The organism is Pseudomonas sp. NPDC099000 (assembly GCF_044759925.1).
Lineage (GTDB): Bacteria > Pseudomonadota > Gammaproteobacteria > Pseudomonadales > Pseudomonadaceae > Aquipseudomonas.
The window spans coordinates 41,494-63,832 of sequence record NZ_JBIWAF010000003.1; the positions used below are offsets into that span (position 1 = coordinate 41,494).

Sequence of the window (22,339 nt, forward strand, 5' to 3'; positions counted from 1 at the left end):
CGATGCGTTACAGCCCAATGCAAAACTTTTTAAAAACCTCAAAAAACCACAATCCCTGTGGGAGCGAGCTTGCTCGCGATAGCGGTGGGTCATCCAACATCTTTGGTGAATGTGATATCGCATCGCGAGCAAGCTCGCTCCCACAGGGGATCTTCATAGTTAGCGAGTTTGTGTCGGGCACAAAAAACGGCCCGAAGGCCGTTTTTTGTTTACCGCAAAGACTCAACCACCCAGATACGCTTCGCGCACTTTCGGATCAGTCAGCAGCGCTTCACCGGTGCCGGTCATCACCACCCGGCCGTTCTCCAGAACGTACGCACGGTCGGCAATTTTCAGCGCCTGGTTGGCGTTCTGCTCTACCAGGAACACGGTCACGCCATCCTTGCGCAGCTGTTCGATGATGTCGAAAATCTGCTGGATGATGATCGGTGCCAGGCCCAACGATGGTTCGTCGAGCAGCAGCAGTTTGGGTTTGCTCATCAGCGCACGGCCGATGGCGAGCATCTGCTGTTCGCCGCCGGACATGGTGCCGCCGCGTTGGGCAAAGCGTTCTTTCAGGCGTGGGAAAAGTCCGAGAACCTTGTCCATCTGTTCCTGATAGTCGCCCTTGTTGGTAAAGAATCCGCCCATGGACAGGTTCTCTTCCACGGTCAGTCGGGCAAACACCCGACGACCTTCCGGCACGACCGCAATGCTTTTACGCATGATCTGCGACGAGTCCTGGCCGACGAGCTCTTCACCCATGTAGCGGATGCTGCCACTGTGGGCCTGCGGCGAACCGCAGAGGGTCATCAGCAGGGTCGACTTGCCGGCACCGTTGGCGCCGATCAGGGTCACGATCTCGCCCTGTCGGACTTCGACGTTGACGCTGTGCAGCGCCTGGATCTTGCCGTAGAAGGTGGAAACGTTTTCGAATTGCAGCATTTACGCTTCCCCCAGGTAGGCTTTGATCACTTCAGGATTGTCGCGGATCTGTTCCGGCGTGCCGTCGGCCAGAGGCGTGCCCTGGTTGATCACGACGATGTGGTCGGAAATGCTCATGACCAGTTTCATGTCATGTTCGATCAGCAGCACGGTGACGTTGTGCTCTTCACGCAACATGCTGATCAGCGCCTTGAGATCCTCGGTTTCCTTCGGGTTCAGGCCGGCGGCCGGTTCGTCGAGCATGAGGATCCGCGGGCGGGTCATCATGCAGCGGGCGATTTCCAGACGACGTTGCTGACCGTAGGCCAGGGTGCCGGCCGGGCGGTTGGCGAATTGCGTGAGGTTGACCTTGTCCAGCCAGAACTCGGCGAACTCCATGGCCTCGCGTTCGCTTTTGCGGAACCCCGGGGTCTTGAACAGGCCGGACAGGAAGTTGGTGTTCAGGTGACGGTGCTGCGCGATCAAGAGGTTCTCGACCGCGGTCATGTCCTTAAACAACCGCACGTTCTGGAAGGTGCGCACCACGCCTTTGAGGGCGATCTTGTGGCCCGGCAGGCCTTCGATCGGCTCGCCGTCCAGCAGGATGCTGCCGCCACTCGGCTTGTAGAAACCGGTCAGGCAGTTGAACACCGTGGTTTTGCCGGCGCCGTTGGGGCCGATTAACGCAACCACCTGTTTTTCCTTCACGGTCAGGGCCACGCCGTTGACCGCCAGCAAGCCGCCGAAGCGCATGCTCAGATTTTCGACTTTAAGGATCTCGCGGCTCATTTGCGCAGCTCCATGTGAGGACGTTGCATGGGCAGCAGGCCTTGAGGACGCCAGATCATCATCAGCACCATCAAGGCGCCGAACATCAACATGCGGTACTCACTGAACTCACGCATCATTTCAGGCAACAGGATCATCACCACGGCCGCGAGGATCACGCCCAGCTGCGAGCCCATGCCACCCAATACGACGATGGCGAGAATGATCGCCGACTCGATGAAGGTGAACGACTCCGGTGTCACCAGGCCCTGACGGGCAGCGAAGAAGCTGCCGGCAAAACCGGCGAATGCCGCGCCGAGGGTGAAGGCCGACAGCTTGATCACCGTAGGATTGAGACCCAGCGCACGGCAGGCGATTTCGTCTTCACGCAACGCTTCCCAGGCACGACCCAGCGGCATGCGCAGCAAACGGTTGATCACGAACAGTGCACCGAGGGCCAGCAACAGCGCAACCAGGTAGAGGAAAATCACCTTGTTGATCGAGTTGTATTCCAGGCCGAAGTACTCGTGGAACGTCTGCATGCCTTCGGCCGCTTTACGTTCGAAGGTCAGGCCGAAGAACGTTGGCTTCTCGATGTTGCTGATGCCGTTCGGGCCACCGGTGAGACCGGTCAGGTTACGCAGGAACAGACGGATGATTTCACCGAAACCCAGGGTCACGATCGCCAGGTAGTCACCGCGCAAACGCAATACCGGGAAGCCGAGCAGGAAGCCGAAGGTGGCCGCCATCAGCCCGGCGATCGGCAGGCAGATCCAGAAGCTCAGGCCGTAGTAGTGCGACAGCAGCGCATAACTGTAGGCACCGACGGCATAGAAACCGACGTAACCGAGGTCGAGCAGACCGGCCAGGCCGACCACGATGTTCAGGCCCAGGCCGAGCATCACGTAGATCAGCACCAGGGTGGCGATATCCACCGCACCGCGAGAGCCGAAGAACGGCCAGACCAGGGCGCCGGCGATCAACGCAATGATGATCCAGCGCTGGGTGGTCGGCAGGGTCAGGAAGTTACTGGCCTTGGCCGGAATCAGCGGCATGTTGGGCGAGGAACGCCAGGCCGAGCTGATCTGCTGATCGAACAGCACACGCAGGAACATCAGGACCGAGCAGACGGCGATGGTGATCAGCGTTGCAGTGCTGGTGCCATGGACTTCGAGGTTGATGCCGACGATGGTCAGCTTCAGACCCAGTACCGGGTAGGCAACCGCCCACACCAGCAAGGCGCTGAACAACGCCTGTTTAAGATTCCTAGTCATACTTTTTCAACCTCCGGACGGCCCAGCAGGCCGGTTGGCCGGAACAACAACACCAGAACCAATAAGCCGAACGCCACGACGTCCTTGTACTGGTCGCCGAAAATATCGGCACCGAACGCTTCCGCGACACCGAGCACCAGCCCGCCGAGCATGGCGCCGGGGATGCTGCCGATACCGCCCAGTACCGCTGCGGTGAAGGCCTTGAGGCCGACGAGGAAACCGGCGTTCGGGTTGATCACGCCGTATTGCATGCTCAGCAGCACAGCCGCGATGGCTGCCAGTGCGGCACCGATGACGAAGGTCAGGGCGATGATGTTGTTGGTGTTGATACCCAGCAGGTTGGCCATCTTGATGTCTTCGGCGCAGGCGCGGCAGGCACGACCCAGGCGAGAGCGCGAGATGAACAGCGTCAGGCCGAGCATGGCGAGCAACGTCACCACGAACACCACGATTTGCATGTAGGAAATCAGCACTTCATGTGCGCCACCTGGCCCGAAAGCAATGTTGCCCGGAATCAGGTTGGGGATGGATTTGTCCTTGGAGTCTTGCGCCAGCAGAACCGTGTTCTGCAGGAAGATCGACATGCCGATGGCGGAGATCAGCGGGATCAGACGGTTGCTGCCGCGCAGGGGGCGGTAGGCGATCCGTTCGATGCTGTAACCGTAGGCACTGGTCACGACGATGGTCGCGAGGAAAGCGGCGGTCATCAACAGCGGAACACTGTCGAGTCCCATCATGGTCAGCCCGGCGATGGCGATGAACGCCACGTAGGAGCCGATCATGTACACCTCGCCGTGGGCGAAGTTGATCATTCCAATGATGCCGTAAACCATCGTATAGCCGATGGCGATCAGGGCATACGTACTGCCAATGGTCAGACCATTAACCAGCTGTTGGAAGAAGTGATAGATGTCAGGCATTACAGCGCTCCTAAAAACCTGATACGCATTTCACTGGTGGAGTCATTTTCCCGCTCGAGCCCCGTGGATCTGCATCCACTTCGAACGCGAGGTTTGCCAGCGAACCGCTGATGACGGTTTTGAGATTTTCAGGTGGGGAGACTGGCGGATCACGCCAGCGCGGCCCTATACATTCGTAAAACAAAGCCCACGGCACGCCGTGGGCTTTATTGGCAGTCAGTCAGGCAACGCCTTACTGAGGCTTGGCTTCAGTTTTTGGTTTGCCGAAGTGCCACTCGTAAACCACAAATTTGAAGTCTTTCAGGTCGCCCTTGTCGTCGAAGCTCAGGTCGCCGGTAGGCGTCTTGAAGGTACCTTTGTGGATGGCTTCAGCCACTTTGGCAGTGTCTTCGGACTTGGCAGCCTTGATGCCGTCGGCAATCACGGTCACCGCCGAGTAGGCCGGGAACACGAACGGACCGCTCGGGTCTTCTTTCTTGGCTTTGAACGCGTCAGCCAGGGCGATGTTGGCCGGATCCTGGTCGAAGGATTTCGGCAGGGTTACCAACAGGCCTTCGGAAGCGTCTTTGGCGATCTGCGAAATGGAGTCGTTACCCACACCTTCCGGACCCATGAACTTGGCTTTCAGGCCTTTTTCCTGTGCTTGACGCAGGATCAGACCCAGCTCCGGGTGGTAGCCGCCGTAGTAAACGAAATCGACGTTGGCTTGCTTGAGCTTGGAAATCATCGAAGAGAAGTCTTTGTCGCCGGCGTTGATGCCTTCGAACACGGCAACCTTGACGTTTTTGCCTTCCAGGGTTTTCTTCACGGCGGTGGCGATGCCTTCACCGTATTGCTGTTTGTCGTGCAGGACAGCAACGATTTTCGGTTTTACGAAGTCGGCAATGTAGTTACCGGCGGCAGGGCCCTGGGCGCTGTCGAGACCGATGGTGCGGAACACCATTTTGTAACCACGGGCGGTGATGTCCGGGCTGGTGGCAGCCGGGGTGATCATGATCACGCCTTCGTCTTCGTAAATGTCCGAAGCCGGTTGGGTGGAGCTGGAGCACAGGTGACCGACCACGAACTTGACGCCGTCGTTGACGACTTTGTTCGCGACCGCTACCGCTTGTTTTGGATCACAGGCGTCATCGTATTCAACGGCGACCAGTTGCTTGCCGTCTACGCCGCCTTTGGCGTTGATCTGTTCGATGGCCATTTTGGCGCCACTGAACTGCATGTCGCCGTATTGGGCTACAGGGCCGGTTTTAGGGCCGGCGATGCCGATCTTGATGGTGTCAGCTGCGAACGAATGGCTGGCAACCCCGGCCAGAACCATAGCGGCAAACAGTTTGGAAATCTGCTTAGTAGCCTTAGTCATAGTGCTCCACTCTTACTGTTGTAGTTTTTATAGTCCTGGCGCCGTAGCAGCAGAACCGGGTCAGATATCTTCGATATCCTCCGGAAAATGCCCCCGGCAACTGTACCGGTACAGTGTAGAGCGCCAATTGTTAGCCTGGGAAGCTGGCGCCGGGGGGCAAAACCTGAGGGTGTCGCTTTATTGAAAGAAAAAGACAGAATAGCGGCGGGATGTTAGCTGGCTAATTGCTTGATTCAGCAGCATTCCCTGGCTTTCCTGCTCTTTTCATTCGGTAACTCAATTGCATCCGGGTTTTTCTGCCAGACCACCGACGTTATCATTCGCGTCGATTTCTTTTCCGGACAGCGCCCATGAATCAAGAACCTAGCACCCTCTATGCCAAGCTGCTTGGTGAAACCGCATCTATTACGTGGAAAGAGTTGGAGCCCTTCTTCGCCAAGGGTGCCCTATTGTGGGTCGACCCCGGCCTGGATTTGATCGCCGCAGCGGAGGCGGTGGCGACGGACGAAGGCGAGAAAGTGGCTGCCTGGCTGGCTGCCGACAAGGTCGCCAAGCTCTCTGAAACACGGGCGCTGGATCTTTTTGAGCGCGACCCGCAGCTGTGGGCCGTGGTGGTTTCGCCGTGGATTCTGATCCAGGAAAGGGCGACGAGCTGACTGCGCGCACTTTATTGGTGCGCCGCGCGAGCGACTAAAAGTGTGTAGGTGAGTAGCGTGATGGCACGTTGCCGTAGAGAAAGGCCACAGAAGGGTCTTGGCGAGGGTGACGTAAACGTAACGGGAACAGTTTATTGGGCAGCCTTCGGGCTGCTTAATTGTTTCTGAATATGATCGTTCCCACGCTCTGCGTGGGAATGCAGCCCGGGACGCTTCGCGTCCCAAAGCGGACGCAGAGCGTCCATGGAGGCATTCCCACGCAGAGCGTGGGAACGATCGACAGTAGGTGAATTAAGCAGTTCTACCGGTATGGTTATTCAGCGAAATAACCTTGGTCTTGCCAATCCGGTGACGGTAGATCTCGCGCAGGTACTTGATCGCCTTCTTCACGCAGTCGCGCGACAGGCGAATGTCGTTGATCGAGACGAATTTGTCCTTGTCGTTGATCAGCTCGCGGTACTTCTTCTCGTACATCGGTTTGATCGCGTACCAGTTGGTGTCGAGGATCTTCGCCGGGTTCTCGAACTCGTTCAGCAAGTCGTCGATCAGGTCTTCGTCGAAGTCTTCATTGATGATGAAGTCCAGGATCGAGTTATCCAGGGTGTCGTCGAAGCGGTACGGGTTCTTCGCGAAGCAGCGCTTGATGAAGGCCACGATCAGCGTCAGGAAGTCGTCCGACAGGCACGGGCTCTTGGCGATCAGGGTGGTCAGCGACAGGTTGGCCGATGCACCGATCACCAGCGCATAACGCTTGAGCGTGGTGTTCGGGAACAGGCTGTTGAGGTGGGTCTTCAGCCGGTTCAGGTCCATGTAGGACAGCTTGTAGTCTTTCGGCAGCGAGACAATCGACACCACCGACGAGCAGTTCTTGAAGAAGTGCAGGTCGTGCAACGCAGCCGCGTCGTAACCGGAATTCTTGTACTGCTCCAGCGAGGCGCGATAGCGCTTGGACTCGATCGGCAACAGGCTGATGCCTTCGATCGCCTGGGTCACTTTGTTGAAGTGCGGCAGGTCGATGGAGCGGAAGAACAAGTCGTCGATGTTCAGACGCTGCGGCTCTTTCTCGAACACCTTGAACTTGTCGCTGCTCGGCGGCGGGGTTTCCGGCACCACGGACTCGGCGTAGGCAATCGCCACCGGGCCAGCCAGGCTCATGAACAGGTCGTTGGCGTCCAGGCGAATGGTTTCGCCGATGTCGATGCCCGCGCGACGGAAGTAGTTCTGGTCGTAGTCAGTCGTGACCGCCTGCGCCGTCAGAATGTTGAAAATCTGCTGCGAGATGTATTGGTTGGCGTGCTTTTCCATCGCGTTGACGTCGATGTTCTGAATGTTGCCGTCATCGCTTTCTTCGGCATACCGCATGATGTCGTTGGAGATCAGCATCATGGCGTTCCATGGGCGGATCCGGCCCATGACGCTGGCTTCGCTGCTGTCTTCGTTGGCGAAGTTGTAGGAGAAGTCCCACTCTTCCGACAGGTATTTGCACAACAGGCGACCGGCGTTGATGTGCAGCGCCTCGGACATTTCGCTGCGGTGATCGGAAATGTTCGGCAGCACGCAGATGCCGCTGGTGAAGATCGGCTCGAAGACGAAGGAGTGACCGCTCTTGCCGTCGTGTTCATCCATCGGCTTGGTGTCGAACGTCTTGTTCATGTACGAGTGCTGCTGGGCCAGGCCGAATTCCGAGGCCATGCCCGAACCGGTACCGCCGCCGGCGCTGAAGATCGAGAAATACAGGCGCGACTGGTTGGCCTTGATCCCGCAGCTGTCGATCAGGTACGAATGAATCATCTTCCAGTCCGGGCTGGAGAAACGCTGGGTGTCCTTGTTCAGGATGATCTTGGCCAGGTACTGACCGAGGATCGGCGCGTTACCGGCGCCACCGGCGTGGACTTCCGACAAGTCCATGATTTTCATTTTGCTGTAGTCACGCAGGAAGCCGCTTTTTTCACCTTTTCGCGAGAAGCGGATGCGACCGGCAATGTCTTTGTCCAGGTCGCCGAGCATCACCAGTGGCTCGACCAGGAACACCGGTTTGGTGGCCTTGTTCGTACCCAGACGCAGGTTGTTGCGGATCCACTGCGCCGGGCTGTAACCCTTTTCGGCGTAGCGTTTGTCCGGCGACAGACGGTCTTCGTTGTTGAATTCGTTGAGGTAAAACTTGCGGGCGTTGTACACCAGCTCCGCGACGTCCAGCGCAATGTTCGATCCGCAACGTCCCAGGCCGATCAGGCACACCGAAGGGAATTCCTGTTCGTTGTGCTGTTCGTTGTCGCCTTCTAGGTGCGGTGGGCGCGGAAATACCATGTCGCGCAGGCCATCGAGGTTGTCGAGGATGCGGTCGGTGTTGGTTTCGGTGAAATACAGGTATTGCTGACTGGCCAGCGGACGTGACGGGATCAATGGCTTCGACGATGAGGGGCTGTTTGCCGCAGGGCTCAGTGTCAGATCGGAAACCGCAGTGGCCGGATTATTTTTAGAAGTCATTGGGCGCCATGTACCTGGGCTGGTTGGCTCGGCGACACGGTGTCGTCGAACCTTCACGGAATAGGAACTCGCGGCTTTATTCAGCGCGTATTTTGCCCAAGCGACAGGGACAAAGCCTGAGCGTCGCTCGGGGGAATCCTTTCCTTAGTCATGATGAATCGGCCAATATTCGGCGATCTTTAATCAAAAGAAGGCTAAATGATGTCAACGCTACCTTCGTTGAGTTTTGCTGGAATCGGCCTGATGGGCTTGCCCATGTGCCGTCGCCTGTTGGCGGCGGGGTATCCGCTGACGGTCTGGAATCGCAATCCGGCCAAATGCGCAGCGTTGGTCGAGGCCGGCGCCCGGCAAGTGGCGACGGCGGCTGAACTGGCTCAGCACGCCGATGTGGTGATGCTGTGCCTGGCGGACACGGCGGTGGTGCGCGAGGTGGTGTTCGGTCCGGCCGGCATTGCCGAGGGGGCGAAACGTGGTCAGTTGCTGGTGGACTTTTCCAGTCTGGAACCGACTGCGACGCGGGACATGGCATCGGCGCTTGTCGGCCAATGCGGCATGCGCTGGCTGGATGCGCCGGTGTCCGGTGGGGTCGTCGGCGCCGAGGCCGGCAGTCTGGCGATTATGGTCGGCGGCGAAGCGGCAGACCTTGAGCGAGTCAGGCCGGTGCTGCTGAACCTCGGTCAACGGGTGACTCACATGGGCGGTGTCGGCGCCGGGCAGGTGACCAAGGCCTGCAATCAGATGATCGTTGCCTGCAATGCATTGGTGATTGCTGAAGTGGTGGCACTGGCCGAGCGTTCCGGCGTCGACGCCAGCCTGATCGCCGAGGCGCTGGCGGGAGGCTTCGCCGATTCAAAACCGCTGCAGATCCTCGCCCCGCAAATGGCCGAGAGTCGTTTCGAACCAGTGAAGTGGCACGTGCGCACGCTGCTCAAAGACCTCGACACCGCGGTGAAATTCTCCCGCGAACAGGGTTCGGCCACGCCGATCAGCGGATTGGCCGCACAACTGATGCGCCTGCATGGGGGGCAGGGCTTTTTGGAAAAGGATCCGTCGACGTTAGTGCGGATGTACCGTAAGCCAGATTCAAGGGACTGACGATGCGCAGGTATTTGCGCTGGTTGATTTCGTTCAGCACCCCAGGCAGTTCGGTCAGAGGCACCGGACGGCTGAGCAGATAGCCTTGAACAAAGTCGCAGCCCAGGCGTTTGAGGAAGTCATATTGCTCGATGGTTTCGACGCCTTCGGTGACCACCTGCAGATGCAGGGTGTGGGCCATCATGATTATGGCCTGGACGATTTCCATGTCCTGGGTGGCCTTGGGAATGTCCTGGATGAAAGAGCGGTCGATTTTCAGAGTGTTCAGGGGCAGGCGCCGGAGGTAGGCCAGGGATGAATAGCCGGTGCCGAAGTCGTCGATCGACAACGAGACTCCGAGGGCGCGAATCTGCCGCAACAGCACCAGGGTCTTGGTAAGGTTGCCCATCAAGGCGTTTTCGGTCACCTCCACTTCCAGCCGTTGTGGTGCCACCCCGGCGACGCGCAGGGCGTGCTCGATTTCATCGGCCAACTCTTCGCGCGCAAGGTTCAGGGTCGAGCAGTTCACGGCGATCTTGAGGTCTTCGCACCCCTGGCGGGACAGTTCGCCAAGGTCTTCGCAGGCCTTGCGCAAAACCCAGTTGTCCAGTTCGGCGATCAGGCCGTTAGCCTCGGCAATCGCAATGAATCGATCCGGTGTCAGCAGCCCGTGAACCGGGTGTTGCCAGCGAATCAACGCTTCGAGTTTGGAGACCTGGCCGGTTTTCAGGTCATAGATCGGTTGGTAATACAGTATCAACCCGTCGTCTTTGCGCAGTGCGTCGCGCAATTCTTCTTCAACTTGCAGTTCCAGTGTGGCGCGGGTTTTCATGTGCGGACTGAAAAAATGCAGCCCGTTGCGCCCGCTACCTTTGGACTGATACAGCGCCAGATCGGCGTTTTTCAACAATTCTTCGCAGGTCTTGCCGTCCTCCGGGAACAGGCTGATGCCGATGCTGGTGGTCATGACCATGCTGCGGCCGGCCAGCTCGATGGGCTCTTTCATTTTCAGCATGATGCGCTGGGCCATGTACCGCGCTTCTTCACGGTCATTCAGGCCGATGAGGATGCAGAACTCGTCTCCACCGAAGCGCGCCACCACATCGTCGTGGCTGCGCACCGTGCCCTTGATGTGGCTGGCCAGGACCTTGAGCAATTCATCGCCGGCGTCATGGCCGAGGCTGTCGTTGATGCGTTTGAAATGGTCGATATCGAGGAACATCACCGCCAGCATGCCGCCTTCGTTGGTCTTTTCGAGCAGTTTTTCGGCGAAAATCTGATTGAAGCCACGGCGGTTGATCAGGTTGGTCAGCGCGTCGTAGTGCGCCACCTGTTGCAGCGACAAGCGCGCCTGATCCAGTTGACTGAGCAGGGTGTTGACCCGCTTGAGGTCCGATTCCTTGTGTTGCAGCTTCTTGTCGGCCAATGCCGCGCTGATGCTGCTGCCGATGATCAGCAAGGTCATCACCGCCACCGTCAGTCCCAGTTGCAGGTGATTGTTGTCGCCGGGCAACGGCTGGACGCTATCGATGGGAAGCACCAGGTTGAGCGCCGCCATGCCGGTGAAATGCATGCTGACGATGCCGGCCCCGAGCACCAGGCTGGCGGTGTACTTGAGCAGTTGATGAGCCACGCCGCTGCCTTCGCGCAAGTGACGGGAAATCAACAGGGCTGCCAGACTGGCGCCAATCGCGATCACGATAGAGAGGGCGAACAGGGCGGGGTTGTAATAAGCCGTCGCATTCGAGCGCATGGCGGCCATGCCCACGTAGTGCATGGTCGCGATACCCAGGCCGATCCATACCGCGGCCCGCAGGGTTTGCCAGAAAGTCAGCTGAGGATGGCTGAGGGTATGCATCGCCAGCCACGAGGCCGTCAGTGCAAACAACAACGAGATCAGGGTGATGGGTAACTGGTAATGGATTTCGATCGGGACCTGGAAGGCCAGCATGCTGACAAAGTGCATGGCCCAGATACCGCCCGCCAGGCACCCGGCGCCGATCCAGCGCCAGAGTCGTTGGGACGTGGATTTTTCGGCATGGCCGACCCGTTCGGTGATGTCCAGTGTGGCGAAGCCGGTCGCACAGGCGACCACATAAGCCAGCAACACCAGAAAGGGGTTATGGGCGCAATTGAGGATGACCTGGCCGGTCTCAGGCAGTTGAGTCGTGAAATATAAAGCAGGCCACTCCATCGGACGCCTCGTATTTGTCTTCCTGCCGACACCATGAACCCTGGCGAATGTGGTGGAGTATAGAAGTCATACAAAGAGTGCAAACCGTGCTGGCACATTGCTTTGGATGATTTTGAAATTAGCTAGCCATGACTTTAGGCAATTTGCTCATAAGGGAGTTCGAACTCCGGTTGCAGCGCAGGCAGCCCAAAGGCTGCACGTGCCGCATCGCAATCCACGTTTGCCTCGCCATTGGCCCAGGAGGCGTCGAACTCGCGACAGGTGCTGGAACGCTGATCGTAAATCGAGCATTGCACGGTGCTGCCGACTTCGCCGACCAGCCCGACGCAGCGAGTGGGTTTGCAATCGGTGCCCAGCATGGCCACCCGGCTGGGGCTGATGGGCGCGACAAGCTCGTCAGGCACCGTTCCTCCGGCCGAGGTGCATTCACCCCAGAAAAAAGACACGCGAAAATGAGAACAGCAGGCACCGCAATTCAGACACGGACTGGCTTCGGACATGGGCGATAATCAAAGGAGGGATGGGGGACACGGTGGGGTGGACAAGGCCGCTATTCTAGGCTTCGCCGTGGACTAGGGAAGGGGGGCGCAAAGGTATTTTTCAGCAGCCGGTCGGCTCATGGAAAACACTACATTTCCCTGTGGGAGCAACATGCCCGCGATAGCGGCGTGGCAGTAAGCATTGATGTAACAGACCGATCGCAATCGCGGACAAGCCTGCTCCCACAGAGGGTGAGCAGGCTCGGTTGCCATGGGCTGATATCAGCATTACGAATAATTACAGACAGCTCCGGCGGGCCTGTCTAGATTGGAGGTTCCGGGGACAGCGAAGCCCCAATAACAATAAAAGAGACGGACCCCATGCAGAACTCGACCCAAGCGGCGAATGCCTGGCGCATTCTGTTCCTGCTGTTCCTGGCCAATCTGTTCAATTTCTTCGATCGCACCATCCCGGCCATCATCATCGAACCGATCCGCATGGAATGGCACCTCAGCGACTTCCAGCTGGGGATCATCGGTACTGCATTCACCATCGTTTACGCCATTGCCGGCCTGCCGCTGGGGCGCATGGCCGATACCGGTTCGCGCAGCAAGCTGATGGGCTGGGGCCTGGCGGCGTGGAGCGGCCTCACGGCGGTCAATGGGCTGGTGGGCAATTTCTGGGCGTTCCTGATCGTGCGCATGGGCGTCGGCATCGGCGAAGCCAGTTACGCGCCGGCCGCCAACTCGCTGATCGGCGACCTGTTCCCGGCTCACCGTCGCGCCCGGGCCATGGGTATCTTCATGCTTGGCCTGCCATTGGGCCTGCTGCTGGCGTTCTTCACCATTGGCGCAATGGTCAAGGCGTTCGACAGCTGGCGTGCGCCGTTCTTCATCGCGGCGGTGCCGGGGCTGATCCTGGCAATCTTCATGTTCTACATCAAGGAGCCGAAACGCGGCGCGGCGGAAACCGTGCAGGTCTCGCAAGAGAAAGTCGACAAGCCGATCCGGCGAATTCTGGCGGTGCCGACCTTTCTTTGGCTGGTCATGGCCGGGTTGTGCTTCAACTTCGCTACTTATGCCTGCAACTCGTTTCTGGTGCCGATGCTGCAGCGCTATTTTCTGATGCCGTTGCAGGAAGCGGCGGTGGCGACCGGGGTGATCGTCGGCGTGACCGGTTTGTTCGGGCTGACGCTCGGCGGCTGGGTCGCCGACAAGATTCACCAGCGGGTGGCCAATGGGCGACTGCTGTTTGCGGCGTTCAGCCTGATCGTCTCGACTGTGTGCACGGCGTGGGCGCTGCATGCCGGGCGGATCGAGATCGGGGTGTTCGTGGCGGTGTTCAGTGTGGGTTGGCTGTTCGCTTACAACTTCTATACCTGCGTTTACACGGCGATTCAGGACGTGGTCGAACCGCGCTTGCGGGCCACGGCGATGGCGCTGTTCTTCGCCGGGTTGTATTTGCTGGGCGGTGGTTTGGGGCCGGTGGTGGTGGGCGGATTGTCCGACCACTTCGCCCATACGGCGATGGTCGCGGCTGGCGCCGGGCAGATGACCGAGGCGTTCAAGGCGGTCGGCTTGCATGACGCGATGTATTTGATTCCGGTGGCGCTGTTTTTCACCATGGTGTTTCTGTTTTTGGCATCGCGGTGTTTTGTTCGGGATGCCAAGCGGATGAAGGATGGACTGGTGGCGGTGGTTGAGCCTGAGGTTTCTGTGGCGACGGCGTGATCGCCATCGCGAGCAAGCTCGCTCCCACAGGTTCAGTGGCGTTCATGGATGTTGTGCTCGACACGGACACTGTGGAAGCGAGCTTGCTCGCGATGAGGCCATCCGCAGCACCGCAATAATCAAGCATAAAAAAAGGCCCGCATCGCTGCGGGCCTTCTTTTTTAGCAGGGTGGAGCGGGGGACTTAACCCGCCACCAACACCCGAATCGCTTCCAGTCGCAACGCCGCCTTGTCGAGCATGGCCAGCCCCTGTTCGCGCTGTTTGCGCAGGGCAACCAGTTCGCTGTCGCGCACGGTCGGGTTGACCGCTTGCAGTGCGGTCAGGCGCGCCAGTTCTTCGTCGGTGTCGGCGGCCAGACGACGCTGCGCCTCAGCCACGCGCTCGGCGTGACGCGGGAAGATCTTCTCTTCACCGGCGTTGATCCGTGGCGTCAGCTGATCGCGCTGGGCCTGGATGAACTTGTTGGCGCTGGCGCGCGGCACGCTTTCCAGCTGATCGTTAAGGGTTTCGAACGACACCCGGGCCGACAGGTCATTACCGTTGGCATCAAGCAGGCAGCGCAGGGCGGCCGGTGGCAGGTAACGGCCCAGCTGCAGCGAGCGCGGGGCAACCACTTCGCTGACGTAGAGCAGTTCGAGCAACACGGTGCCAGGTTTCAGCGCCTTGTTCTTGATCAGCGCCACGGCGGTGTTGCCCATCGAGCCGGACAGCACCAGGTCCATGCCGCCCTGCACCATCGGGTGTTCCCAGGTGATGAACTGCATGTCTTCGCGAGACAGTGCCTGGTTGCGGTCGTAAGTGATGGTCACGCCTTCGTCGTCGCCCAGCGGGAAGCTGGCGTCGAGCATTTTTTCGCTCGGCTTGAGGATTAGCGCGTTTTCCGAATGGTCTTCGCTGTCGATGCCGAAGGCGTCGAACAGGGTTTCCATGTAGATCGGCAGGGCGAACTGATCGTCCTGTTCGAGAATGTCTTCGACCAGCGCATCACCTTCGCCAGCGCCGCCGGAATTGAGCTCCAGCAAGCGGTCACGGCCGGTGTGCAGCTCGGCTTCCAGGCGCTCGCGCTCGGCGCGGGCTTCGTCGATCAGCGCTTGCCACTCGCCGTCATCGGCGTTTTCCAGCAACGGCAGCAGGCGCGGGCCGAACTGATGCTGCAGGGCGTTGCCGGTCGGGCAGGTGTTGAGGAACGCGTTCAGCGCTTCGTGGTACCACTGGAACAGCCGTTCTTGCGGGCTGGTTTCCAGGTACGGCACGTGCAGCTCGATGATGTGCTTCTGGCCGATCCTGTCGAGACGACCGATCCGCTGCTCCAGCAAATCCGGGTGCGACGGCAGATCGAACAGCACCAAGTGGTGCGAGAACTGGAAGTTGCGACCTTCACTGCCGATTTCCGAGCAGATCAGCACTTGCGCACCAAATTCTTCGTCGGCGAAGTAGGCGGCGGCGCGGTCACGCTCAAGGATGTTCATGCCTTCGTGGAAGACCGTGGCCGGAATCCCGGAACGCACGCGCAAGGCGTCTTCCAGGTCCATGGCGGTTTCAGCGTGGGCGCAGATCACCAGCACTTTGGTGCGCTTGAGCATTTTCAGCTGATCGATCAGCCACTCGACGCGCGGGTCGAATTTCCACCAGCGTTCTTCTTCGTTGGCGTCCGGCTGGGCCTGGAAGCTGACTTCCGGGTACAGCTCGGCGTGATCGCCCAATGGCAGTTCGAGGTATTCGTCCGGGCACGGCAGCGGGTACGGGTGCAGTTTGCGCTCCGGGAAACCCTGCACGGCGGCGCGGGTGTTGCGGAACAGCACGCGGCCAGTGCCGTGGCGGTCCAACAGTTCGCGGACCAGGCGGGCGCTGGCTTCGATATCGCCATCGTTGACCGCCGCCAGCAAGGCTTCGCCTTCGTTGCCGAGGAAACCGTGAATGGTCTTGTGCGCTTCAGGCGACAGGCGCCCCTTGTCCAGCAGCTCCTGAACGGCTTCGGCCACCGGGCGATAGTTCTCGCTCTCGGCACGGAAGGCGTGCAGGTCATGGAAACGGTTCGGATCAAGCAGGCGCAGGCGCGCGAAGTGGCTGTCCTGGCCCAGTTGTTCCGGGGTCGCGGTCAGCAGCAGCACGCCGGGAATGACCTCGGCCAGTTGCTCGACCAGCGAATATTCAGGGCTGGCCTTGTCTTCGTGCCACACCAGGTGGTGCGCTTCGTCGACGACCATCAGGTCCCAACCGGCGGCGAACAGTGCGTCCTGGGCCTTCTCGTCTTCCACCAGCCACTCGAGTGCAACCAGCGCGAGCTGGGTGTCTTCGAACGGGTTGGCGGCATCGCTTTCGATAAAGCGTTCTTCGTCGAACAGCGCGACTTGCAGGTTGAAGCGGCGGCGCATCTCCACGAGCCACTGGTGCTGCAGGTTTTCGGGAACCAGGATCAGCACGCGGTTGGCGCGGCCCGAGAGCAGTTGGCGATGGATCACCAGACCGGCTTCGATGGTTTTGCCCAGGCCCACTTCGTCTGCCAGCAAAACCCGCGGCGCAATGCGGTCGGCGACTTCACGGGCGATGTGCAGCTGGTGCGCGATCGGTTGCGCACGCACGCCACCGAGGCCCCAAAGCGCGGATTGCAACTGGCGGCTGGTGTGTTCCAGCGTGTTGTAGCGTAGCGAGAACCAGGCCAGCGGGTCGATCTGCCCGGCGAACAAACGGTCACTGGCCAGCCGGAACTGAATGAAGTTCGACAGCTGGGTTTCCGGCAGGGTGACCACTTCGTTCTGCGCGTTGAGGCCGTGGTAGACCAGCAGGCCGTCGACGTCGTCGACTTCCTGGACGGTCAGTTTCCAGCCTTCGAAGTGAGTGATGGAGTCTCCCGGCGAGAACCGCACGCGGGTGAGGGGCGCATTCCGTAGCGCGTACTGGCGAGTCTCGCCAGTGGCCGGATAGAGCACGGTCAACAAGCGGCCGTCCTGTGCCAGAACGGTGCCTAAACCCAGCTCGGCTTCGCTGTCACTGATCCAGCGTTGCCCCGGTTGATACTGCTGCGCCATGCTGCCTGACTCCCACCTTGAAAAAGCGGGCTATCTTAACGGAATGAGGGCTTCAGGGCCAAAGGACTCTCATAAAAACTCGCAGTCTTACGTTAGCCCAACGATGCGGCGCTTGCAGGTTGGGGCACCAATCGGTGCCAAACCGGTCACAGTTTGCGACCGATGGCTCAAGTCGCCATCCCCGCAGCCGACAGCCTGCTGACAGGAGACTGATAATTATGCTGCCACCGATGCTCCCCTTGAGTGCCGTGCCGATCACGTCACAGCAGGACCCGATCCGCCAGCGCCCGGATATTCCGCCTGTGGTGCCGGTGCAGGAAAGCTCCAACGAAAGCACTATCGACCTGCAACAGCGCGATCCCGAAGAAGCGGCTTTTCAGCTGCGCGAGGAACAGCGGCGCAAGCAGGAGCGGGAACGGCGTCGCCGTGAAGCTGATGAAGATCCGGAGGAGCATCTGGCGGTTCCGGGTGTAGAGCTCAATGCCGACAATACCGTGCCGGTGGCGCCGTTGATGGAAGATCAGCCGCGCCAGGGGTTGTGGGTCGATATCCAGATTTGAGGGGGTGGCTGGTCAGGGCTGCCGTCAGACCTCATTATTACGACAAACCTGCCATCGATGTACTGAGCACCATGAGCCAAGACGACAAGCTGATTGATCTCAACGCTGAACGCGCCAAGCGGGTTCATGACCTTAATGAAAAACGTCTGAATGAAGTGCGCCAGGCGTTTGAGCAGGCGATGCCGTTGGGTAAAGCCAAGAAGAAGCCGAAGAACAAGCCGAAAAAGCGCTGAAACACCCTGCATCGGTTGATGCAGGTCAGTTATTTCCCCTCCTTTACGCCCTGTCTCGGGCGACATTGATCCCGGTCAATTTTCTCTTCTGCCTGATTGGTTAACTTAGCCCCATCGCAACAGGGCAAGTGCAGGAGAACCGTCATGTTTTTCGACAACGTGGTGATCGCCGGAGTGCTGACAGTTGGCCTCATGGTGCTGTTTTTCGCAGGGTTCGGATTTTTTATCTGGAAGGATTCGCATAAGCGCAAACCGTAGTTCTTTCTGGATGTAATGAGCACGCAAGGCATTTTGGGCAACTTCGGTTGCCCTTTTTTTTGCCTGCGCCTTTTACTGATGTACGCAGTTCAACCTGTAGGAGCGAGGCTTGCCCGCGAAGGCGGCCTAGTAGCCGACCTATTTCTCTGAGCTATACATATCCATTCCTGCGGTAACGGCCACTTATGGTTTCGCTCTTACAGCGAGTCCCTTTTTCAGACGCCGGAGTGCCGGCCCAGCAAAAAGGAACCAAAAGGCTTCGCCCCAACGTCCGGCCCCTCGCTAAGGCTCGGCGTACCTTCGCTCCGGCATTCATCTGGGGGCATCGCCTCCGGTCGGCTTCGCTTCGACCTCCTCTCGATGTGTGCGGCTTCGCCGCACGGCGCTACGCGCCCACCCCCCAGATGAACGCCTCCACTCAGCCTCCCGACGGGGCGGGCAGTTCAAGATCAAAAGCTGCAGGCGAGCTAACGCTGGGCCTGTTGAGTGGTGAGGAGCGAAGCGTGCACACCGAATCCTTGTAGGAGTGAGCCTGCTCGCGATGGCGGCCTGACAGCCGACCAATTTCTTGCAGATGTTTCCCTCTGTAGGAGCGAACCTGCTCGCGAGGCATTCTCATGGCCAACCGATCTCTTTCAACAGACCCGTAACGCCAAAATGCAGGCCATAAAAAAGGCGCGAACCTCACGGAGCGCGCCTCTTTCTCGCAGCAATGTATCAGCTGCCCAGTGCCTTCGACGCCAGCCAGAACAGGCCGGCCGACAGGGCCACTGTCGCGGGCAGGGTCAGGACCCAGGCCAGCAGGATGGTCCGCACGGTGCCGCCTTGCAAGCCGCTTTTGTTGGCGACCATGGTGCCGGCAACGCCTGAGGACAGGACGTGGGTGGTGGAGACTGGCAGGCTGAAGATGTTGGCCATGCCGATCAGGCTCGCGGTGGTGATCTGTGCCGACATGCCTTGGGAGTAGGTCATGCCCTGCTTGCCGATCTTCTCGCCGATGGTCAGTACCACGCGCTTCCAGCCGACCATGGTACCCAGGCCGAGGGCCAGGGCGACCGCCAGAATCACCCAGAACGGGGCGTATTCGGTGGTGGTGGTCAGGTCTTTGCGCAGTTTGTCCAGGTCAGCCTTTTCACGGGCAGCGAGGCCAGGCAGCTTGCCGACTTTCTTCGCCGTGTCGTCCAGGCAGAGCAGGTAGCGACGCACTTCGATGCGGCTTTCCGGCGACAGCGAGTGGTAATCCGCTACACCTTTAAGGGTGCCGAGGAGGGCGGTGATGGTCGGTTCGGTCTGTTGCGGGTTGCAACGGAATTTCTCCGGCAGATCGCCTTCCACGCTTTTGCCCAAGGCCAGGTATTCGCCCAGGGTGTCGGCGTTGCGCTTGTAGAACTGGCTCAGGTGCAGGGTCGCATCGCGGGTCCGTTCGATCTGGTAGGTCGTGCTGCCCAGGTCGAGTACGAACTGCGCCGGCACGATACCGATCAGCACCAGCATGATCAGGCCGATACCTTTCTGGCCATCGTTGGAACCGTGCACGAAGCTCACGGCCATGGCCGAAATGACCAGCACCAGGCGGTTCCAGAACGGCGGGTGTTTCTTGTCATCGATCTTGCGGCGCTGTTCCGGTGTCTTGTGCATCTTCGACAGTGGACGCCACCATTTAAGGCCGATCAATATCAGCGCGGCGACCAGGAAACCCGCCATCGGCGAGAACACCAGGGACGCACCGATATCGATCGCCTTCTGCCAGTTCACACCATCGGCCAACGGAATATCGTTGATCAAGGCATTGGCGAGGCCGACACCGAGGATCGAACCGATCAGCGTGTGGGAGCTGGAGGCCGGGATACCGAAGTACCAGGTGCCCAGGTTCCAGGTGATGGCGGCGGCGAGCAGCGAGAACACCATGGCCAGCCCGTGACCGGTGTTCACATTGATCAGCAGCTCTACCGGCAGCAGGTGGACGATGGCATACGCCACTCCGACACCGCCCAGCAGCACGCCGAGAAAGTTGAACACACCGGAAAAGAACACCGCCAGATGAGGCGGCATGGCTTTGGTGTAGATAACGGTGGCCACCGCGTTAGCGGTGTCATGAAAGCCGTTGATGAACTCGAAGGCGAGGACAAAGGCCAGGGCGAGCAAGAGGCTCACAAGCACCCAAGCATCCAGTCCGCTGAATAAATCGATCATGAAGGTTTTCTGACCCGGTCATAAGGGGGCGCGATTATGCCAGAAAAGACTGCTAATCGATGCACTAGGTGCTCATCGGTAACATTCTTCAACGAATTAGTTTGTGACGAAAGCCTATCCCCGAGGTTTTTACCGGGTTTTGCAAGTCATTGAATTCAGATGAAAAGGCGCAGCCACAAGGGTTTCGCTCGTGAGGCCGAGAGGTTTGAACACTTGTGTGAAATATCTGAGAAGAGGGTCAGGCAAGTGCCATTTGCCTCATCCGTGGGGTGAGGTGGCCGCTGCCCGCTTGTAGCGGGCGCGAAAGTCATCATCAGAACACCCCGCTTTTAACGGGTGCCGATGCAGACCCTTGAAAGGATTCAGGCCGAAGTGATCATGGCTCTTCGGCTTTGAGTTCCTTTTCCATCTTCTGCAATTCCTGGGTGAATGCCTGATCCTGAACGGTGGCGCGTTTACGCCAGGGTTTGCGTTCGGGTTCGGGCTGAGCGGCGTAGGTGGTGACTTCCCCGCCGTAAACTTCCTTGTAACGTTGTTCCTGGCGCTCAAGTTCCGCGCGCAGTTCGTCTTTCGTCACAGTGCTACCTGTATGAGTTGAGATAAATTCTGGTGAAACGCGCTGCAGGAATCTATTGACCACACTCGTCGAATGGACAATGCCGGACAAAGGCATCGTTTTTTACGGCGTGAGAACAATACTTCCATGTTGCAGGCGGCCACGGCACCAGAGAAAAACAGCTGACGTAGCATCAGTTACCTGTTTCAGCGAGCGCGTTGGCGGAGCATATGAAATGAGCGTCAAGCGCTTGCTGCAGACAGCGACGATAGGATACCGGGCTGCCGAGTGACGGAATCGGCACGTAAAAACCGCTTCGCCACTGAGGTGCATTATAGCGGTCGATCCGAAGAACACTATCTCTTGAGAGTTAAAAGTAGTTCTAGCTGTGTGATTGTTTTGTTACTCGCAACTTTCAGCGGTAACTAGGGTGTGGATGATGTCACATTGCGACGATGTCTTTCTGGCGTCATAAAGTCGAACAAGTTAACCCGATTACAATCAGCCCTTTTAATCAGCGAAGAATTAAAGCATGTAGCGGGCACTGCGCAAATCAGCGCGTGCAGGTTGGTCATCGCCTGTGAGGCCGATTGCGATTATCGGTCGATGGTTCGATAATCGCCCAATCTTGCGGCCTGTGGCTTGTGTGCAGGGCCCGAAGCCGCATGTAATAGCCGCTGATCCGTGTAGGAAAAGGACCTGATATGAACGATCAAATGCGCAACTCCTTCGCTTCAGTGGCGCCGCCGATCGTGGCCTCGCCCGCCAAGCGAATCCAGGCTCTGACCGGCGACCCGGATTTCATGACGTCCCTGGCCCGGGGTTTGGCGGTGGTTCAAGCATTCCAGGAGCGCAAGCGACACCTGACCATCGCCCAGATCAGTCACCGCACGGAAATTCCCCGCGCCGCTGTGCGACGTTGCCTGCACACCCTGATCAAACTCGGCTACGCCACCACCGACGGTCGCACCTATTCGCTGCTGCCCAAAGTGCTGACGCTCGGCCATGCCTATCTTTCTTCGACGCCGCTGGCGGTTTCCGCCCAGCCGTATCTGGACCGCATGAGCGAGCAGCTTCACGAGGCCTGCAACATGGCCACGCTGGAGGGCGACGACATTTTGTACATCGCTCGCTCGGCGACTACCCAGCGCCTGATTTCTGTCGACCTGTCGGTGGGCGGGCGGTTGCCGGCCTATTGCACGTCCATGGGCCGGATCCTGCTCGCGGCACTGGACGACACGTCGCTTCGTGAATACCTCGACCATGCGGAGTTCCAGGCCAAGACCAGCCGAACCTTGCACACTCCCGAGGCGTTGCTCGAATGTCTGCAGCAAGTGCGGCAACAAGGCTGGTGCATCGTCGATCAGGAACTGGAGCAAGGCCTGCGCTCGATCGCCGTTCCGGTGTACGACGCTTCCGGTCAAGTAGTGGCAGCGCTCAACGTCAGTACTCACGCCGGGCGAGTCAGCCGCAACGAGCTGGAACAACGTTTCCTGCCAGGCTTGTTGAGTGCCAGTCGTGACCTCAGCGCCCAGTTGTTTGCCTAAGCTGTTCGATAAACGCACAGAGTCGCGTTTATCGAATTGACGCTGTTTCCCCAGGATCATTACTGTCTCGGCAGCGCCAGCCCAGGCTGGCACCTGTCCGACTGCGTTCTTGCGTG

The 22,339-nt window shown here is 59.1% G+C and carries 18 protein-coding genes; 7 read left to right on the top strand and 11 right to left on the bottom strand.

The annotated features are described in order from the left end of the window. Positions 1 to 222: 222 nt before the first annotated feature. The 5 genes from ACIQV9_RS04850 to ACIQV9_RS04870 form a co-directional block, all read right to left on the bottom strand. Complete coding sequence (locus ACIQV9_RS04850) at positions 223 to 924, bottom strand: ABC transporter ATP-binding protein (RefSeq protein ID WP_083374874.1); 702 nt, start codon at positions 922 to 924, stop codon at positions 223 to 225. Beyond that, positions 925 to 1,692: a high-affinity branched-chain amino acid ABC transporter ATP-binding protein LivG gene (livG, locus tag ACIQV9_RS04855; RefSeq protein ID WP_109628305.1), complete on the bottom strand. Its 768-nt coding sequence runs from the start codon at positions 1,690 to 1,692 to the stop codon at positions 925 to 927. Further along, positions 1,689 to 2,945: a high-affinity branched-chain amino acid ABC transporter permease LivM gene (locus ACIQV9_RS04860; RefSeq protein ID WP_403098744.1), complete on the bottom strand. Its 1,257-nt coding sequence runs from the start codon at positions 2,943 to 2,945 to the stop codon at positions 1,689 to 1,691. The genes livG and ACIQV9_RS04860 overlap by 4 nt, the downstream gene beginning before the upstream one ends. Then, positions 2,942 to 3,865 carry a high-affinity branched-chain amino acid ABC transporter permease LivH gene (livH, locus tag ACIQV9_RS04865; RefSeq protein WP_219096865.1) on the bottom strand — a complete coding sequence of 308 codons (924 nt, stop codon included), beginning with the start codon at positions 3,863 to 3,865 and terminating at the stop codon, positions 2,942 to 2,944. The genes ACIQV9_RS04860 and livH overlap by 4 nt, the downstream gene beginning before the upstream one ends. A 232-nt stretch (positions 3,866 to 4,097) precedes the next feature. Then, positions 4,098 to 5,225 (bottom strand): branched-chain amino acid ABC transporter substrate-binding protein, encoded by a 1,128-nt coding sequence (locus tag ACIQV9_RS04870; protein WP_403098747.1) that lies wholly within the window; start codon positions 5,223 to 5,225, stop codon positions 4,098 to 4,100. Between the two features lie 350 nt (positions 5,226 to 5,575). Between ACIQV9_RS04870 and ACIQV9_RS04875 the strand changes: the two genes are divergently transcribed. After that, positions 5,576 to 5,881, top strand: a complete 306-nt coding sequence (locus tag ACIQV9_RS04875; protein WP_403098749.1) for a DUF2288 domain-containing protein — start codon at positions 5,576 to 5,578, stop codon at positions 5,879 to 5,881. A gap of 291 nt (positions 5,882 to 6,172) precedes the next feature. Here ACIQV9_RS04875 and ACIQV9_RS04880 read toward each other — a convergent pair whose 3' ends face one another. Beyond that, the gene (locus ACIQV9_RS04880; protein WP_403098750.1) at positions 6,173 to 8,368 is read right to left on the bottom strand and encodes a hypothetical protein; all 2,196 of its coding nucleotides are present in this window, start codon (positions 8,366 to 8,368) and stop codon (positions 6,173 to 6,175) included. A gap of 198 nt (positions 8,369 to 8,566) precedes the next feature. Here ACIQV9_RS04880 and ACIQV9_RS04885 point away from each other — a divergent pair, with 198 nt between their 5' ends. Further along, entirely contained in the window at positions 8,567 to 9,463 is an 897-nt protein-coding gene (locus tag ACIQV9_RS04885; protein WP_403098753.1) for an NAD(P)-dependent oxidoreductase, read from the top strand. Here the strand turns inward: ACIQV9_RS04885 and ACIQV9_RS04890 are convergent. Together ACIQV9_RS04890 and ACIQV9_RS04895 are read right to left on the bottom strand one after the other, a co-directional pair. Next, on the bottom strand, positions 9,354 to 11,636 hold the full coding sequence (locus tag ACIQV9_RS04890) for a putative bifunctional diguanylate cyclase/phosphodiesterase (RefSeq protein WP_403098755.1): 2,283 nt from the start codon (positions 11,634 to 11,636) through the stop codon (positions 9,354 to 9,356). The genes ACIQV9_RS04885 and ACIQV9_RS04890 overlap by 110 nt on opposite strands. A 134-nt stretch (positions 11,637 to 11,770) precedes the next feature. After that, entirely contained in the window at positions 11,771 to 12,136 is a 366-nt protein-coding gene (locus ACIQV9_RS04895) for a YkgJ family cysteine cluster protein (RefSeq protein WP_403098757.1), read from the bottom strand. A 360-nt stretch (positions 12,137 to 12,496) separates the two neighbouring features. Between ACIQV9_RS04895 and ACIQV9_RS04900 the strand changes: the two genes are divergently transcribed. Then, complete coding sequence (locus tag ACIQV9_RS04900) at positions 12,497 to 13,846, top strand: spinster family MFS transporter (protein ID WP_403098759.1); 1,350 nt, start codon at positions 12,497 to 12,499, stop codon at positions 13,844 to 13,846. 183 nt (positions 13,847 to 14,029) lie between these two features. On the opposite strand, the gene rapA is transcribed toward ACIQV9_RS04900, so the two are convergent. Beyond that, on the bottom strand, positions 14,030 to 16,876 hold the full coding sequence (gene rapA, locus ACIQV9_RS04905) for an RNA polymerase-associated protein RapA (protein ID WP_403098761.1): 2,847 nt from the start codon (positions 16,874 to 16,876) through the stop codon (positions 14,030 to 14,032). Positions 16,877 to 17,094: 218 nt separating this feature from the next. Here rapA and ACIQV9_RS04910 point away from each other — a divergent pair, with 218 nt between their 5' ends. From ACIQV9_RS04910 to ccoM, 3 genes are all read left to right on the top strand, one after another. Continuing rightward, positions 17,095 to 17,436, top strand: coding sequence for an aspartate-semialdehyde dehydrogenase (locus ACIQV9_RS04910; RefSeq protein WP_403098763.1), 342 nt, complete (start codon positions 17,095 to 17,097; stop codon positions 17,434 to 17,436). Positions 17,437 to 17,507: 71 nt separating this feature from the next. Continuing rightward, positions 17,508 to 17,669 carry a hypothetical protein gene (locus ACIQV9_RS04915; RefSeq protein ID WP_008074569.1) on the top strand — a complete coding sequence of 54 codons (162 nt, stop codon included), beginning with the start codon at positions 17,508 to 17,510 and terminating at the stop codon, positions 17,667 to 17,669. Between the two features lie 144 nt (positions 17,670 to 17,813). Next, entirely contained in the window at positions 17,814 to 17,927 is a 114-nt protein-coding gene (gene ccoM, locus ACIQV9_RS04920; protein ID WP_010462558.1) for a cytochrome c oxidase subunit CcoM, read from the top strand. A 717-nt stretch (positions 17,928 to 18,644) separates the two neighbouring features. Here ccoM and ACIQV9_RS04925 read toward each other — a convergent pair. Continuing rightward, the gene (locus ACIQV9_RS04925; RefSeq protein ID WP_219095263.1) at positions 18,645 to 20,120 is read right to left on the bottom strand and encodes an inorganic phosphate transporter; all 1,476 of its coding nucleotides are present in this window, start codon (positions 20,118 to 20,120) and stop codon (positions 18,645 to 18,647) included. 376 nt (positions 20,121 to 20,496) lie between these two features. Continuing rightward, positions 20,497 to 20,697, bottom strand: coding sequence for a hypothetical protein (locus ACIQV9_RS04930; protein ID WP_007935837.1), 201 nt, complete (start codon positions 20,695 to 20,697; stop codon positions 20,497 to 20,499). A gap of 683 nt (positions 20,698 to 21,380) precedes the next feature. Between ACIQV9_RS04930 and pcaR the strand changes: the two genes are divergently transcribed. Beyond that, positions 21,381 to 22,223, top strand: a complete 843-nt coding sequence (pcaR, locus tag ACIQV9_RS04935) for a pca regulon transcriptional regulator PcaR (RefSeq protein WP_403098766.1) — start codon at positions 21,381 to 21,383, stop codon at positions 22,221 to 22,223. The last annotated feature ends 116 nt before the right edge of the window (positions 22,224 to 22,339 follow it).